Raw genomic sequence first — 14,563 nt, forward strand, 5'->3', positions numbered from 1 at the left:
AGAGAAGCAGACCCCGGCAGAGCTGTTGCAGCAGTTCCGCCGGGGTCTCGAACCCCGAGCTGAATCCGCCGTGAGGCAGATCCGGGCGATCGAGGTGCGGCACACCCAGGATAGCCCGGCGCTCCTCAGGCGGATCAGCTGTCATCCCCTGTCAACTGTCATCCGCTCATTCAGGAGAGCCCTGTCATGAACACCCGTGCGCCCGCAGTGCAGGCGCGCCAGCTGATCAAGACCTACCCCGGTGACGTCACCGCGCTGAACGGCATGGACGTCACCGTCGAACCCGGCACCGTCTTCGGGCTCCTCGGGCCCAACGGCGCCGGCAAGTCCACCACCGTCAAGATCCTCACCACCCTGGCCCGCCCCGACTCGGGCACCGCCACCGTGGCCGGCCACGACGTGCTGCGCCACCCCGACCAGGTACGCCGCGCGATCGGCGTGGTCGCCCAGAACTCCGGCGCCGACCCGGTCGCCACCGGCCGGGAGAACCTCCGACTCCAGGGCAGGCTCTACGGCTTGCGCGGGGCCGGGCTGAACCGCCGGGTCGACGAGCTGCTGGACCGCTTCACCCTCACCGAGGCCGCAGGCCGCCCGGTCAAGGGGTACTCCGGCGGTATGCGGCGCCGCCTCGACGTGGCGCTCGGCCTGGTCCACCGCCCCGAGGTGCTCTTCCTCGACGAGCCCACCACCGGTCTCGACCCCGAGGCCCGCACCGCGATGTGGGACGAGATCGGCCGGCTGGCCGGCGAGGAGGGCCTGACCATCCTGCTCACCACGCACTACCTGGAGGAGGCCGACCGGCTCGCCGAGCGGATCGCGATCGTCGACCGCGGCCGGGTCGTGGTCGAGGGCACCCCCGACTCCCTCAAGGGCGAACTGCGCGGCGACGCCGTCCACGTGGAGCTGCGCGAGGCGCCCGGCGAAGCCGGCCGCACCCTGCTCGCGGGCGCCCTGACCGGGCTGCCGGGCGTGCACGAGGCGCTGTTCGACGGGCGCCGGATCAGCGCCCGCGCCGACGACGGGGCCGCCGCGATGCCGGCGCTGCTCGCTGCCCTGGAGCGGGCCGGGGTGACCGTGACGGCCGCGACCGTCGCCCGGCCCTCCCTCGACGACGTCTATCTGCGCTACGCGGGCCGCCGTTACGCGGAGGCCGACACCGCGGACTCCCTCGCCCTGGCCGGAGGTGCGCGATGAGCAACGCGATGTCCCAGACCTGGTACATGACCCAGCGTCAGCTGCTGGTGTTCGCCCGGCAGCCCGCCTTCGCCGTCATCACTCTGATCCAGCCGGTGATCTGGCTGTTCCTGTTCGGCAACCTCTTCAAGAAGGTCGTCGAGCTGGGCGGCTTCGGCACCACCTCCTACCTCGACTACCTGGTGCCGGGCGTGGTGGTGATGAGCGCCCTCAGCTCCAACATGTGGGCGGGCATGGGCACGTTGGAGGAGATCCAGCGCGGCACCCTCAACCGCTTCCTGACCACACCGGTCAGCCGGGCCGCGCTGATGAACGGCAACGTGGTGAACAACGGTCTGGTCACCGCCGGCCAGTCACTGATCATCGTGCTGCTCGGCCTGCTGGGCGGCGCCGACTACCCGGGCGGGATCGGGGGCACAGCGATCCTGGTGGTGGCCGCCGTACTGCTCGGCACGATCTTCGGCGCGCTGTCCAACGCGCTCGGCATGCTGGTGCGGGAGCGGGAGTCGATCATCGGGATCAACACCTTCCTGCTGCTGCCGCTCACGTTCCTGTCCAGCGCCTTCATGGCACCGTCCCAGATGCCCGGCTGGATGCGGCACATCGCCGACTTCAACCCGCTCGACTGGGCGATGGTGGCGGGCCGTTCGGCGATGTCGGCGGACCCCGACTGGGGTGCGGTGCTCGGCCGCGGCGGGGCGCTGCTCGCGCTGGCGGTCGCGGCCGTGTGGCTCTCGATCAGGACCTTCAGGTCGTATCAGCGGTCGGTGTGACCGACGCGGGGCGGCGGCATCTTCTCGTGAGATGCCGCCGGTCTGCTCAGGCGGCGGCCGCGCCGCCCTCCTGCTCCGCCTCGATCCGGGCGTTCCACTCGCGCTTGGAGGCCTGCCAGCCGTCCTCGTTGTGCCCGAGACGCCAGTAGCCGGAGATGGAGAGATCCTCGCGCGCGATCTGGCGCTCGACGCGCAGCAGCGCCCGCAGCTCCTTCACGAAGCTCGCCTCGCCGTGCACGAAGGCGTGCACCCGGCCTTCGGGGAACTCCAGCTCCCGTACGGCCGCGACCAGCGCCTCGCCGACCGGCCGCTCGCCCCGGTGCAGCCAGACGACCTCCACGTCGGAGTCGACCTTCTGCTCCTCCTCGGGGCCGGAGATCTCCACGAAGGCGAACGCCTTCGCCCCGGCCGGCAGGGACTCCAGAGCGCGGGCGATCGCGGGCAGTGCACTCTCGTCACCGACGAGCAGATGCCAGTCGGCGCCCGTGTCGGGGGCGTAGGCGCCGCCGGGACCCATGAAGCGCACCGTCTCGCCGGGCTGGACCCGGCAGGCCCACGGCCCGGCCAGGCCCTCGTCGCCGTGCACCACGAAGTCCAGGGTCAGCTCCCGGTGTTCGGCGTTCCAGGAGCGCACGGTGTAGGTCCGGGTCACCGGCCAGTGCTCGCGGGGGAACTCGGCGCGGATCCGTTCCAGGTCGAACGGCTCCGGGTAGGTGACGCCCGCCGGCCCGAAGAGGAGTTTCACGTAGTGATCGGTGCAGGTGTCCGCGGCGAAGTCGGCCAGTCCGTCACCGCCGAGGACCACGCGCTGCATGTGCGGGCTCAGCCGCTCGGTGCGCACCACCTGGGCGGAATGGGGCTTACGCGGCTTACGTCCCGGGCGCTCCGCCATGACCGGCCTCCCTGCTCCGTTGGTTAGGTTTACCTAAGTTAGCATCTCCGTCCAGTTAACACCTCTTCCATGAACACTCGATGAGCGTCTTTTACCGGAAGCATTCCTTCGGGGTCAGGCCTCCAGTGTCACCAGCAGGCGATTCAGCGAGCCGCCCAGACCCCAGCGGGCGGCCAGGGCGTTCAGCCGCGCCGGGTCGCGGGGAGTCTTCGGCAGCACGGTGTCGACATCCGGCAGAGGTACGTCACCGGCGACCCGGACCACCTTCGGCGCCACGGCGACATACGGCCGGGCCTCGTCCAGCCGCTTGCGCTGCGACGGCGTGAGCTTCGCCGTCGGGTCGTCGACCGCGGCCATGATCCCGGCCAGGTCACCGAACTCGGCGAGGAGCTTCGCGGCCGTCTTCTCGCCGATGCCCGGCACCCCCGGCAGACCGTCGCTCGGGTCCCCGCGCAGCAGCGCCAGATCCGCGTACCCGCCTCCGTCCACCCCGTACTTCTCGCGCAGCCACGCCTCGTCGGTCGTCTGCAGCGTCCCGACGCCCTTCAGCGGGTACAGCACCCGCACCCCGCGCGCGTCGTCCACCAGCTGGTAGAGGTCGCGGTCGCCGGTGACGATGTCCACCGGACCGCCGGCCCGCGCGGTGAAGGTGCCGATCACGTCGTCGGCCTCGTACCCGGCGACGCCGACCCGGGCGATGCCGAGCGCGTCCAGCACCTCCTCGATGACCGGCACCTGCGGGGAGAGGGTGTCCGGCACCTCCTCCTGGTCCGGTCCCGTCTCGCGCTCCTCGGCGACCCGGTGCGCCTTGTAGGAGGGGATGAGGTCGACCCGCCACTGCGGCCGCCAGTCGGCGTCCATACAGGCCACCAGCAGGTCCGGGCGGTGGTCCTTGACCAGCCGGTCGATGAAGTCCAGCAGCCCGCGCACGGCGTTCACCGGCGTGCCGTCCGGCGCCTTCACGGAGTCCGGGACGCCGAAGTAGGCGCGGAAGTACAGCGAGGCGGTGTCGAGAAGCATCAGTCGTGCGGTCACGCCACGCATCATGCCGTACGGCACTGACGGCGACCGGGTGCCGAGCACACCCAGGGCGCCGGCGGCCGGGTCTCCTCGCCTACGAAAAGGATCCGGCCAACCACATAGCGCTACGGCCCTGCCCAAGCCTTGCCGCCCTGCCGGGCGGAACCGCCGACCACGCGTTCGACGCGCCTCGCACCCTGTCCCGCCGTGCCGGGGCACCCCCGACAGCACCGCGCTCCGCGGCGACACTGCGGAACTGACCGGCCACTACCTCGCCGACTGCGCCATCGACCGCCAACTCCGGGCCGCCCCGCAGGACTTCACCCTCCGGCGGGCCCGCCCGGAGCAGCGCCTCGACCAGGCACTCCGCGCCCGGGGCGCCGCCGGGAACATCGGCGACCGCTCGCGCATTCAACTCCCGGGCCGCCCCCTCGTCCTGATCGAGGGGGCGCGCCCGCGGAACGACTTCGGGAGCCGGTCGGCGTATGCCTACGACCCCGCCTCCGGCCGAGCCTGAGCACCCCCGGCGGCAGCCGGTCCTTCACCCGTCCCCCGGCCGCGCCGATCACCGACCCCGACGGCCGTCCGGCCCTCCTGGTCAGCGTGTTCATCCCGAAGGAGGAGTCCGCGCCCGGTGTGTCCGGCGAGCTCGTGCACTGGCGCGAACTGTGAGGGTCGCGCTCACCGGACGTGACAGGGATGTGACGGCCGCCTGAAACGGTTTGCCGAACATGCGTAGGGTGCAGAGAACCCATCAGGAGGGGCCCGGCCGCAGCGGGGCGCCCGAAGGACGGAACGACGAGCGAAGGAGGGAGCCGGAGCGATGGGCGACCACAAAGACCAGCAGCCCGTGCGGGTGGGCGCGGCAATCCGGCGGCGCCGCCGTGCGCTGGAGCTCACCCTCGCCGCCGTGGCCGAGCGCAGCGGCCTGTCGGTGCCCTTCCTGAGCCAGATCGAGAACGAGAGGGCCCGCCCCAGCCGCACCTCCCTGGAGAAGCTCGCCGACGCCCTGCGCACCACGGCCGTCGAACTCCTCGCCGCCGCCGACCCGGCGTGCAGCGTCGACGTCGTACGGGCCGACGACGCCACCGAGCCGGACTTCGCACCCAAGGTGCGTTCCCTGGTCCGCGGTCACCACCAGCTGCACGCCTCGGAGTTCACCGGTGACCACGACGCCGGCCGCGAATTCCAGCACCGCAACGACGAGTTGATGTACGTCGCCGACGGCGCCGTGGAGATCGAGGCCGAGGGCCGCGCCTACCGCCTCGGCCGCGGCGACACCCTCTACCTCACCGGCGGAGTCCGCCACCGCTGGCGCGCGACGGTCCCGGACACGAGGGTGATCGTGGTGGCGGTCGCAGAACACATCGAGGCGGTCCAGGATCGCCCCCGCTGAAACCCCCCGCCCCAAGGCGCCCCGGGCTGAGACGCCCCGAGCTGAAGCGCCCCGAAAGGGGCGCGGGGAACTGCGCGACCAGCCCCCACGCACCCGCAGAGAACCACGACGCGCGATCTCCCTCGTTCCCTCTCTCACCGAGGCAATCGCAGAAACGCTCCCCGGAGTCCTCGTCGGCGCCACAGACTGGTGTACCCATCCGGCCGACCTCGACGTCCCCCGCATCGGCGGCACCAAGAACCCCGACCTCGACCGCATCCTCGCCCTCACCCCCGACCTGGTGATCGCCAACGAGGAGGAGAACCGCGCCCCCGACCTCGACGCCCTGCGCACCGCCGGCGTGGAGGTCCTGGTCACGGAGGCGCGAAACGTGCCGCAGGCCTTCCGTGAGCTGGACAGGGTCCTCACCGCGTGCGGGGCGACCGGCCGCCCCCGCTGGCTGGACGAGGCGGAGCGGACCTGGTCCGCACCGCTGCCCGCCGGTCCCCGCACGACGGCGGTCGTACCGATCTGGCGGCGGCCGTGGATGGTCCTGGGCCGGGACACGTTCGCGGGGGACGTGCTGGCGCGGCTGGGCGTACGCAACCTCTTCGAGGGCCACCCCGAGCGCTACCCCCGCATCCCGGTCGGGGAACTGCTCGACGCGGCCCCCGACCTGGTCGTCCTCCCGGACGAGCCCTACCGCTTCACCGCCGCCGACGGCCCGGAGGCGTTCCCGGGGCTGCCCTGCGCACTGGTCAGCGGACGGCACCTGACGTGGTACGGACCGTCACTGGCCGAGGCGCCACGGGTGCTGGGCGAGGCCCTGCGAGCAGCTCACCGCTGAGCAGCCCGCGTACGGTCCCGGAGGCGGCCGCGAGCCAGCCGGCGACGAGGACGGCGTACAGACCCACCGCCAGCCAGTGGTACGCGGCGAGCCCGGTGTGCCGCCCCAGCGCTGCCGCGCCCGTGACACACGTCCCCACGGGGAAGGTGAAGGCCCACCACGTCATGGCGAACCGCATCCCCTGCCGCCACGCCCGCACCACGTGCGCCGCCGCCAGCGCCAGCCACAGCAGCGCGAACCCCATGACGGGAACGCCGTACAGCACGGCGAGGAGGCCGAAACCGGCGGCGTACGGCGGCGGTACGACCCCGGGGGCGAGGTCCGCGAAGGCGCCCACCGCCGTCGTCGACTGCCCGAGCGGACCCAGCACCAGGAAGACCGTGGGGGTCAGCTCGAGCGGCAGCGGACCGCCGGTGACCAGCCGGGCGAAGACGAGCGTCAGCATCAGCAGCGTGGTCAGCAGGCTCAGCCCGAAGAGCGCGAAGCAGCCGTAGAGCAGGGCCGCGCGAGGTTGCCCGGGCGGCAGGTGCGGGACGAGCTGCGGCCCGAGCGCGGCCGACACCATGGGCGCGACCAGCGGTAGCAGCCACACCGGGGAGGCCTGACCGGGTTCGACCCGGTGCCGTACGGCCAGGAGGTACGGCACGGCGACCGCGGCCACGAGCCCCACGGCGGTACCGGCGACGAACAGCACGGAGTCGAGCGCGACGGCGGCCGGCTCGCCGATCCAGTCCCGCCCGAGGGCGAGGGCACCGCCGCCGACGGCGAGCAGGGCCATGGAGAGGCAGCCGTAGAAGGGGGCCACCGCGGGGTCGCGGAGGTGGGCGCGGGCCTGGTCGGCGTGGCAGGCCCAGTGCAGGGCCCGGGCGAACAGCAGGACCACGAGTTGCAGCAGGGACAGCGCCCAGACGCCGACGAAGAGCTCGCGCGAGCCGGCGCCGCCGAGCGCGCCGCCGCCCAGTGCGAGGGCGGCGGTGCCCATGACGGACGCGTACCAGTTGGGGCCGATATGGCGGACTGCGGTGACCATGGGTCCAACGTGCCGCGGCTTCGCGCCGCCGACCAGGGAGTCCTTACCTATGGGGGCATAAGCTGGTCTTATGAGTGAGACGGAGGAGCGGGCGGCGGGCGGCACGCTGGCGCACCGGGTGCCGGACCTCGGCGCGCTGGAGCTGCTGCTGGCGGTGGCACGGCTGGGCAGCCTCGGGGCGGCGGCGCGGGAGGTCGGCATCACCCAGCCGGCGGCCAGCAGCCGGATCCGCTCCATGGAACGGCAGCTGGGCGTGGCCCTGGTCGACCGTTCACCGCGCGGCTCCCGGCTCACGGACGCGGGGGCGCTGGTGACCGACTGGGCGCGGCGGGTGGTGGAGGCGGCGGAGGCCTTCGACGCGGGTGCCCAGGCGCTCCGGGACCGTCGGGACTCGCGGCTGCGGGTGGCGGCGAGCATGACCATCGCCGAGTACCTCCTGCCCGGCTGGCTGCTCGCACTGCGCGCCCAGCGCCCCGACACGGCGGTGTCCCTGCTCGCCGGCAACTCGGCGGCGGTGGCGGAGCGGCTGCTCGCTGACGAGGCGGACCTGGGCTTCGTGGAGGGGCTGACGGTGCCGCACGGCCTGGACTCGGCGGTGATAGCCCACGACCGGCTGATCGTCGTGGTCGCCCCCACCCACCCCTGGGCCCGCCGCCGACGCCCGCTCGCGGCGGCGGAGCTGGCGGCGACGCCGCTGATCCTCCGCGAGCGCGGCTCCGGCACCCGGCAGGTCCTCGACGCGGCACTGGGCGGCCTGGCCCGACCGCTGATCGAACTGTCGTCGACCACGGCGGTGAAGGCGTCGGCGGTCAGCGGCGCGGGCCCTGCGGTTCTCAGCGAACTGGCGGTGGGGGAGGAACTGGCGATGCGGCGGCTGGTCAGCATCCCGGTGGAGGGCATCGCCCTGCGCCGCGACCTACGAGCGGTCTGGCCGACAGGCCACCGCCCGACCGGCCCGGCACGCGAGCTGCTCTCCCTGACCCGGGGGTGAGGGACCTTCGCCCGCCCACCACCCGACTCGGTCACCTGAAGAGGAGCGGTCTGAAAGGACAGCCCGTCGGGCGTCCGAGGACGAAGGACGGTCTGCACCTCCTTCAGCCCGTCCGGCGTCCGAGGCCGAGCGCCGGTCCGCACCCCACTCTCCAGCCCGTCCGGCGTTTGAGGACGAGGCCGTTCAGGCCGATGCGGGGGTGCGGGGGCGGCAGCCCCCGGAACGGGCGGTCGAAGGGGGCCCACCCCCTGGAGGACGGGACGGGACGGGTAGGGGCGGCGGGGGCGAAAATCCCTCGCGGGGGCCGGCGTCCAGCCCCCACCATCCCTCCATGCCCACCCCCGCCCCGCCCGCCGAAGGCACCCGCACCCCCTGGGAAGCTCTCCCCGCCCCCGTCCGCACCGCCGTCGCCGACCTCCTCGGCGGCGCCCCCGTCACCCACGCCGTCACCCAGCCCGGCGGCTTCTCCCCGGGCGTCGCCGCCAGAATCCGCACCGCCGCCCACCGCACCGCCTTCGTCAAGGCGGTCAGCGCCGACGCCAACCCCGACAGCCCCGCCCTGCACCGCACGGAGGCCCGCAACACCGCCGCCCTCCCGGCCGGTGTCCCCGCACCCCGCCTCCTCGGCAGCTACGACGACGGCACCTGGGTGGCCCTCGTCTTCGAGGAGGTGAAGGGCCGTCAGCCGCACATCCCCTGGCGCCCGGACGAACTCCGCCGCGTCCTCGACGCCGTCGCCGCCCTCGGCCGTACCCTCACCCCGTCCCCGGTCGACGCCCCACCCGCCGCCGAGCACCTCGCCGACACCTTCGACGGCTGGCGCAGGCTGATCGACAGCCCCGGCGCGGCCACCGGGCGCCTCGGCGACTGGACCGTCTCCCACCTCGCCGAACTGGCCGAACTCGCCGCCCCCTGGTCCGAGTCCGCGGCCGGTGACACCCTCGCCCACGCCGACCTGCGCGCCGACAACATGCTGCTGACGGACGACGGAGGCGTCGTCTTCGTGGACTGGCCGCACGCGGTCCGGGCCGCCCCCTGGTTCGACCTGCTCGTCATGCTGCCGTGCGTCACGGCACAGGGCGGCCCGGATCCGGAGGGCGTGTTCGGCGCGCATCCGCTCGGCCGGGACGCCGACCCGGACGCCGTCACCGCCGCCCTCGCCGCGCTCACCGGCTTCTTCCTGGAGCACTCGGTGCGGCCCGCGCCGCCCGGGCTGCCCACCCTGCGCCCGTTCCAGCGGGCGCAGGGAGAGGCGGCCCTGGCCTGGCTCAGGACGCGGCTGCGGCGGTGACCAGGGCGCGCATCACCCGCAGGTCCTCGCCCATCTCCGGATGCCACTGCACCCCGAGTACCCAGCCGCGTTCGGCGGGCAGTTCGATCGCCTCGACCGTGCCGTCGGCCGCGTGCGCCGACACCAGCAGCCCCGCCCCGAGGCGGTCCACCGCCTGGTGGTGGAAGGTCGGGACCGAGGTCTCCTCCGGGACCGTGTCGGCGTACCGCGTCCCGGGCACCGGCTTGACCGGGTGGCGGCCGAAGACACCCGGGACCTCCGCGTGGCCGTCTATGTGCTGGACGAGGGTGCCGCCGAGCGCGACGTTCAGGAGCTGCATGCCCCTGCAGATGCCGAGCAGCGGTATGCCCGCGGCCAGCGCCGCGTCGGCGAGGGCCAGTTCCCAGGCGTCCCGGGCGCGGGCGGGGCGGCCGGTGCGGGGGTCGGGCTCGGCGCCGTAGCGGACCGGCTCCACGTCCGGGCCGCCCGCGATCACCAGGCCGTCAAGCCGGGCCACCGTCGCCGCCGCGTGCTCCGGCGCGTCCGGCGGCAGCATCGCCGCCAGGCCGCCGGCCCGCTGGACGAGACGTGGGTAGCCGGCCGGCAGCAGGGCCGCCTCCAGCTCCCAGACGCCCCAGCGCGCCCCGGCCTCCAGGTATGTGCTCACGCCGATCAGCGGCCGTCCGGTCATGGTCCCCTCCCGTGTCATAAAGGTGCGCGTGCCTACCTTTATGACATGCGCATGGGCCGTCACGCCAGGAAGCCCCGCAGCAGCGCGGCCGTCCCCGCGCAGTGCTCCCGCATCATCTCCCGCGCCCCGTCCGCGTCCCCGTCCAGTACCGCCTCCACCAGGGCGATGTGCTGGCGCTGCGAGTGCTCCAGGTTGCGGACCAGGAGCGGGATGCAGTCGAGGAGGTCGTTGACCGTCGCCCGGACCGCCGCGTACTGGGCGGTGAGGGAGGGGGAGCCGCACAGCTCGGCGATCGTCAGATGGAGCAGGGTGTCCAGGCGGCGGTAGTCCGCCAGCGGCGCCTCGTGCGTGCGGGCGAGTGCCTCCCGCAGCCGGAGCGCCTGCTCGCCGGTCAGCCCGTGCGCCGCGCACAGGCCCGCCGCACCCACCTCGAGGACCTCCCGGAAGCGCAGCACGTCCTCGATGTCGACCTCGGCGATCCGGCGCCGCAGCTCGTCCTCGCCGCCCGCGTCCGTGCGCGGCAGCACGAACGTCCCGCCGTACCGGCCGCGCCGGGACTCCACCAGGCCCTGGTCCTGGAGCACCTTCAGCACCTCGCGCAGCGTCACCCGGCTGATCCCGAGCCGCTCCGCCAGCTCCCGTTCGGCGGGCAGCCGCTCGCCGCCCGGCACCAGACCCAGCCGGACGACCTGCAGGATCTGCTCCAGTGCCTCCTCGAAGCCGTTGCCCGCCCGCACCGGTCGCAGCACCGGAGTCAACGGGTCGTCGAGGGCGCCGTCCGCGTCCAACGACATATGGCCGTACCCCCTTCCCAAGCAATGGTTCTCTTCAATACCTTAGAGCTCCCCGACCGGCCCCAGAAGCGCTGCGTGAAAGAAGCCGAAGGAGCTCCCGTGGCAGACCGCACACCCCCGCTGAGCGTCGAGGAACTGCACACCCTCGTCGCGGGCGGTGAGATCGACACTGTCGTCCTGGCCTTCCCAGACATGCAAGGGCGGTTGCAGGGCAAGCGGTTCGCCGCCCGTTTCTTCCTCGACGAGGTCCTGCGCCACGGCACCGAGGGCTGCAACTACCTCCTCGCCGTCGACACCGAGATGAACACCGTCGACGGCTACGCCATGTCCTCCTGGGACCGCGGCTACGGCGACTTCGCCATGCACCCCGACCTCTCCACCCTCCGCCGCGTGCCCTGGAACGCGGGCACCGCGATGCTCATCGCCGACCTCGCCTGGAACGACGGCTCCCCGGTCGTCGCCGCGCCCCGGCAGATCCTCCGCCGTCAACTGGAGCGCCTCGCCGAACTCGGCTACACCGCACAGGTCGGTACGGAGCTGGAGTTCATCGTGTTCAAGGACACGTACGAGGCGGCCTGGGACGCGAACTACCGAGGGCTGACCCCGGTCAACCAGTACAACATCGACTATTCGGTACTGGGGACCGGCCGGATCGAGCCCCTGCTCCGCCGGATCCGCAACGAGATGGCGGGCGCGGGGCTGACCGTCGAGTCCGCCAAGGGCGAGTGCAACCCCGGCCAGCACGAGATCGCCTTCCGCTACGACGAGGCCCTCGTCACCTGCGACCAGCACGCGATCTACAAGACCGGTGCCAAGGAGATCGCCGCCCAGGAGGGCGTCTCCCTCACCTTCATGGCCAAGTACAACGAGCGCGAGGGCAACTCCTGCCACATCCACCTGTCGCTGACGGACGCGGACGGCCAGGGCGTCTTCGCCGCCCCCGACGGGCACGGCATGTCCGACGTGATGCGGCACTTCCTCGCCGGACAGCTCGCCGCCCTCCGCGACTTCTCGCTCCTCTACGCCCCCAACATCAACAGCTACAAGCGGTTCCAGCCGGGCTCCTTCGCCCCCACCGCCGTCGCCTGGGGCCAGGACAACCGCACCTGTGCGCTGAGGGTCGTCGGCCACGGCCGTTCGCTGCGCTTCGAGAACCGGCTGCCCGGCGGCGACGTCAACCCGCACCTCGCCGTCGCCGGTCTGGTCGCGGCCGGCCTGTACGGCATCGAGCAGAAGCTGGAACTGCCCGAGGCCTGCGCCGGCAACGCCTACGCCGCCGACTTCGCGCACGTCCCGACCACCCTCCGCGAGGCCGCCGAGCTCTGGGAGAACAGCCCCGTCGCCAAGGCCGCCTTCGGCGACGAGGTTGTCGCGCACTACCGCAACATGGCCCGCGTCGAACTGGAGGCCTTCGACGCCGCGGTGACCGACTGGGAGCTGCGCCGCTCCTTCGAACGCATGTGAGGCATCACTTGTCGCAACAGTACGAACTCGACGTCCTCAACCCGGCCACGGAGGAGGTGATCGCGACCGTCCCGGGGGCTGTGGAGGGGGACGTCGACACCGCCGTACGACGGGCCGCGCGGGCCCAGCAGCGCTGGGCCGCGCTCGCGCCCGGCGAACGGGCCCGGCTGCTGCGCCGGTTCGCCGTCGTCGTCGACGAACACCGCGAGGAACTCGCACAGCTGGAGGTCCGCGAGGCCGGGCACACCATCGGCAACGCCCGCTGGGAGACCGGCAACGTCCGCGAACTGCTCGACTACGCGGCCGGGGGAGTGGAGCGGCTGACCGGCCGGCAGATCCCGGTCCCGGGCGGCCTCGACGTCACCCTCCTCGAACCCCTCGGGGTCGTCGGGATCATCGCCCCCTGGAACTTCCCCATGCCCATCGCGGCCTGGGGCACCGCCCCCGCCCTCGCCGCCGGCAACGCGGTGATCCTCAAGCCCGCCGAGACGACCCCGCTCACCGCCCTCCTGCTCGCCGAACTCGCCCTGGCGGCAGGCCTTCCCGAGCACCTCTTCCAGGTACTGCCCGGCCGCGGCGACATCGCGGGCGAGGCGCTGGTCCGCCACCCCGGCGTCGCCAAGATCGTGTTCACCGGCTCCACCCGGATCGGCAAGCACATCATGGCCCTCTGCGCCGACCAGATGAAGCGCGTCACCCTCGAACTCGGCGGCAAGAGCCCCAACCTCGTCTTCGCCGACGCCGACATCGAGGCCGCCGCGGCCGCCGCCCCCATGTCCTTCCTGGACAACTCCGGCCAGGACTGCTGCGCCCGCACCCGCATCCTCGTCCAACGCCCGGTCTACGACCGCTTCCTGGAACTCCTCGCCCCCGCGATCGAGTCCGTCACCGTCGGCGACCCGGCCGACGAGAGCACCGACATGGGCCCGCTGATCTCCAGGTCCCAGCTGGAGCGGGTCCGTTCGTACGTCGACGCCGACGCGCCCGGCATCCGTGGCAAGGCCCCCGAGGGCCCCGGTTTCTGGTTCCCGCCGACCGTCCTCACCGGCGTCGAGCCGCACGCGCGCGTGGCCGTCGAGGAGGTCTTCGGACCCGTCGCCGTGGTCCTCCCCTTCGAGGACGAGGCCGACGCCGTCCGCCTCGCCAACGACACCGAGTACGGCCTCTCCGGCTCGATCTGGACCCGGGACGTGGGCCGCGCCCTGCGCGTCTCCCAGGCCGTCAAGGCCGGCAACCTGTCCGTCAACTCCCACTCCAGCGTCCGCTACTGGACCCCCTTCGGCGGCTTCAAGCAGTCGGGGATCGGCCGGGAACTCGGCCCGGACGCGCTCACCGCCTTCACCGAAACCAAGAACGTCTTCATCAGCACGGAAGGCCCCGCACAGTGACCGCTCAGACCCCTGACATCGTCTGCCGCCGACTCGTCGGCCGCACCGCCGTCATCACCGGAGCCGGCAGCGGCATCGGCCTCGCCACCGCGCGGCGGCTGGCCTCCGAGGGCGCCCATGTCGTCTGCGGCGACGTCGACGAGGCCCGCGGCAAGGCGGCCGCCGAGGAGGTCGGCGGCATCTTCGTGAAGGTCGACGTGACCGACCCGGAGCAGGTCGAGGCCCTTTTCAAGACCGCCTTCGACACCTACGGCAGCGTCGACATCGCCTTCAACAACGCCGGTATCTCGCCCCCCGACGACGACTCCATCCTGGAGACGGGACTCGAGGCCTGGAAGCGCGTCCAGGAGGTCAACCTCACCTCCGTCTACCTGTGTTGCAAGGCCGCGATCCCCTACATGCGGCGGCAGGGCAAGGGCTCCATCATCAACACGGCGTCCTTCGTGGCCCGGATGGGCGCGGCCACCTCGCAGATCTCGTACACCGCGTCCAAGGGCGGCGTTCTCGCCATGTCCCGTGAACTCGGCGTCCAGTTCGCCCGCGAGGGCATCCGCGTCAACGCGCTCTGCCCGGGACCGGTCAACACCCCCCTCCTGCAAGAGCTGTTCGCCAAGGACCCCGAGCGGGCCGCCCGGCGCCTGGTGCACATCCCGCTCGGCCGGTTCGCCGAAGCCGAGGAGATCGCCGCCGCCGTCGCCTTCCTGGCCAGCGACGACTCCTCCTTCGTCAACGCCAGCGACTTCCTGGTGGACGGCGGGATCTCTGGGGCGTACGTCACGCCCCTCTAGGAGTCCGTGTACGGACCCCGACCCCCGTCCTACAGTGCGGGAGTGA

14 protein-coding genes are annotated in these 14,563 nt (G+C 72.8%); 9 read left to right on the forward strand and 5 right to left on the reverse strand.

All coding sequences use genetic code 11. The features are described from left to right. The first annotated feature begins 186 nt into the window (after positions 1–186). Both KVT45_RS22960 and KVT45_RS22965 read left to right on the forward strand, forming a co-directional pair. Complete coding sequence (locus KVT45_RS22960) at positions 187–1,194, forward strand: ATP-binding cassette domain-containing protein (RefSeq protein WP_217550361.1); 1,008 nt, start codon at positions 187–189, stop codon at positions 1,192–1,194. Further along, a complete protein-coding gene (locus KVT45_RS22965; protein ID WP_217550363.1) occupies positions 1,191–1,967 on the forward strand; it encodes an ABC transporter permease in 777 nt (258 codons plus the stop codon). The genes KVT45_RS22960 and KVT45_RS22965 overlap by 4 nt, the downstream gene beginning before the upstream one ends. Before the next feature lie 46 nt (positions 1,968–2,013). On the opposite strand, the gene KVT45_RS22970 is transcribed toward KVT45_RS22965, so the two are convergent. Together KVT45_RS22970 and KVT45_RS22975 are read right to left on the reverse strand one after the other, a co-directional pair. Beyond that, positions 2,014–2,859 (reverse strand): siderophore-interacting protein, encoded by an 846-nt coding sequence (locus KVT45_RS22970; RefSeq protein ID WP_217550365.1) that lies wholly within the window; start codon positions 2,857–2,859, stop codon positions 2,014–2,016. A 114-nt stretch (positions 2,860–2,973) separates the two neighbouring features. Further along, positions 2,974–3,903, reverse strand: coding sequence for a 5'-3' exonuclease (locus tag KVT45_RS22975; protein WP_254647218.1), 930 nt, complete (start codon positions 3,901–3,903; stop codon positions 2,974–2,976). A 799-nt stretch (positions 3,904–4,702) separates the two neighbouring features. On the opposite strand from KVT45_RS22975, the gene KVT45_RS22980 reads away from it, so the two are divergent. Together KVT45_RS22980 and KVT45_RS22985 are read left to right on the forward strand one after the other, a co-directional pair. Then, complete coding sequence (locus KVT45_RS22980; protein ID WP_217550369.1) at positions 4,703–5,275, forward strand: helix-turn-helix domain-containing protein; 573 nt, start codon at positions 4,703–4,705, stop codon at positions 5,273–5,275. Positions 5,276–5,345: 70 nt separating this feature from the next. Then, positions 5,346–6,101, forward strand: a complete 756-nt coding sequence (locus KVT45_RS22985; protein ID WP_217550617.1) for a helical backbone metal receptor — start codon at positions 5,346–5,348, stop codon at positions 6,099–6,101. On the opposite strand, the gene KVT45_RS22990 is transcribed toward KVT45_RS22985, so the two are convergent. Then, on the reverse strand, positions 6,013–7,131 hold the full coding sequence (locus KVT45_RS22990; protein ID WP_217550371.1) for a TDT family transporter: 1,119 nt from the start codon (positions 7,129–7,131) through the stop codon (positions 6,013–6,015). The two genes, KVT45_RS22985 and KVT45_RS22990, sit on opposite strands and share 89 nt — an antisense overlap. Positions 7,132–7,201: 70 nt before the next feature. Here KVT45_RS22990 and KVT45_RS22995 point away from each other — a divergent pair, with 70 nt between their 5' ends. Together KVT45_RS22995 and KVT45_RS23000 are read left to right on the forward strand one after the other, a co-directional pair. Beyond that, positions 7,202–8,122 carry a LysR family transcriptional regulator gene (locus KVT45_RS22995; RefSeq protein WP_217550373.1) on the forward strand — a complete coding sequence of 307 codons (921 nt, stop codon included), beginning with the start codon at positions 7,202–7,204 and terminating at the stop codon, positions 8,120–8,122. A 331-nt stretch (positions 8,123–8,453) separates the two neighbouring features. Then, positions 8,454–9,413 (forward strand): phosphotransferase family protein, encoded by a 960-nt coding sequence (locus KVT45_RS23000; RefSeq protein WP_217550374.1) that lies wholly within the window; start codon positions 8,454–8,456, stop codon positions 9,411–9,413. Here KVT45_RS23000 and KVT45_RS23005 read toward each other — a convergent pair. Both KVT45_RS23005 and KVT45_RS23010 read right to left on the reverse strand, forming a co-directional pair. Further along, a complete protein-coding gene (locus KVT45_RS23005) occupies positions 9,391–10,083 on the reverse strand; it encodes a gamma-glutamyl-gamma-aminobutyrate hydrolase family protein (RefSeq protein ID WP_217550376.1) in 693 nt (230 codons plus the stop codon). The genes KVT45_RS23000 and KVT45_RS23005 overlap by 23 nt on opposite strands. A 59-nt stretch (positions 10,084–10,142) precedes the next feature. Next, complete coding sequence (locus KVT45_RS23010; RefSeq protein ID WP_217550378.1) at positions 10,143–10,877, reverse strand: FadR/GntR family transcriptional regulator; 735 nt, start codon at positions 10,875–10,877, stop codon at positions 10,143–10,145. Between the two features lie 99 nt (positions 10,878–10,976). On the opposite strand from KVT45_RS23010, the gene KVT45_RS23015 reads away from it, so the two are divergent. Genes KVT45_RS23015 through KVT45_RS23025 form a run of 3 tightly spaced genes read left to right on the forward strand, consistent with a single transcriptional unit; the run spans position 10,977 to position 14,517 of the window. Then, positions 10,977–12,341 (forward strand): glutamine synthetase family protein, encoded by a 1,365-nt coding sequence (locus KVT45_RS23015; RefSeq protein WP_217550380.1) that lies wholly within the window; start codon positions 10,977–10,979, stop codon positions 12,339–12,341. A gap of 8 nt (positions 12,342–12,349) precedes the next feature. After that, a complete protein-coding gene (locus KVT45_RS23020) occupies positions 12,350–13,729 on the forward strand; it encodes an aldehyde dehydrogenase (protein WP_217550381.1) in 1,380 nt (459 codons plus the stop codon). Then, the gene (locus KVT45_RS23025; RefSeq protein WP_217550382.1) at positions 13,726–14,517 is read left to right on the forward strand and encodes a 3-oxoacyl-ACP reductase; all 792 of its coding nucleotides are present in this window, start codon (positions 13,726–13,728) and stop codon (positions 14,515–14,517) included. Before KVT45_RS23020 ends, KVT45_RS23025 begins: the two co-directional genes overlap by 4 nt. The last annotated feature ends 46 nt before the right edge of the window (positions 14,518–14,563 follow it).

Source organism: Streptomyces sp. GbtcB6 (genome assembly GCF_019091475.1).
Taxonomy (GTDB): domain Bacteria; phylum Actinomycetota; class Actinomycetes; order Streptomycetales; family Streptomycetaceae; genus Streptomyces; species Streptomyces hyaluromycini.

Coding starts and splice junctions, on each gene's coding strand:
- KVT45_RS23000 (WP_217550374.1), top strand. CDS start 8,454: ATGCCCACCCCCGCCCCGCCCGCCGAAGGCACCCGCACCCCCTGGGAA.
- KVT45_RS22970 (WP_217550365.1), bottom strand. CDS start 2,859: ATGGCGGAGCGCCCGGGACGTAAGCCGCGTAAGCCCCATTCCGCCCAG.
- KVT45_RS23010 (WP_217550378.1), bottom strand. CDS start 10,877: ATGTCGTTGGACGCGGACGGCGCCCTCGACGACCCGTTGACTCCGGTG.
- KVT45_RS23005 (WP_217550376.1), bottom strand. CDS start 10,083: ATGACCGGACGGCCGCTGATCGGCGTGAGCACATACCTGGAGGCCGGG.
- KVT45_RS22995 (WP_217550373.1), top strand. CDS start 7,202: ATGAGTGAGACGGAGGAGCGGGCGGCGGGCGGCACGCTGGCGCACCGG.
- KVT45_RS22960 (WP_217550361.1), top strand. CDS start 187: ATGAACACCCGTGCGCCCGCAGTGCAGGCGCGCCAGCTGATCAAGACC.
- KVT45_RS22975 (WP_254647218.1), bottom strand. CDS start 3,903: ATGCGTGGCGTGACCGCACGACTGATGCTTCTCGACACCGCCTCGCTG.
- KVT45_RS22965 (WP_217550363.1), top strand. CDS start 1,191: ATGAGCAACGCGATGTCCCAGACCTGGTACATGACCCAGCGTCAGCTG.
- KVT45_RS22980 (WP_217550369.1), top strand. CDS start 4,703: ATGGGCGACCACAAAGACCAGCAGCCCGTGCGGGTGGGCGCGGCAATC.
- KVT45_RS22990 (WP_217550371.1), bottom strand. CDS start 7,131: ATGGTCACCGCAGTCCGCCATATCGGCCCCAACTGGTACGCGTCCGTC.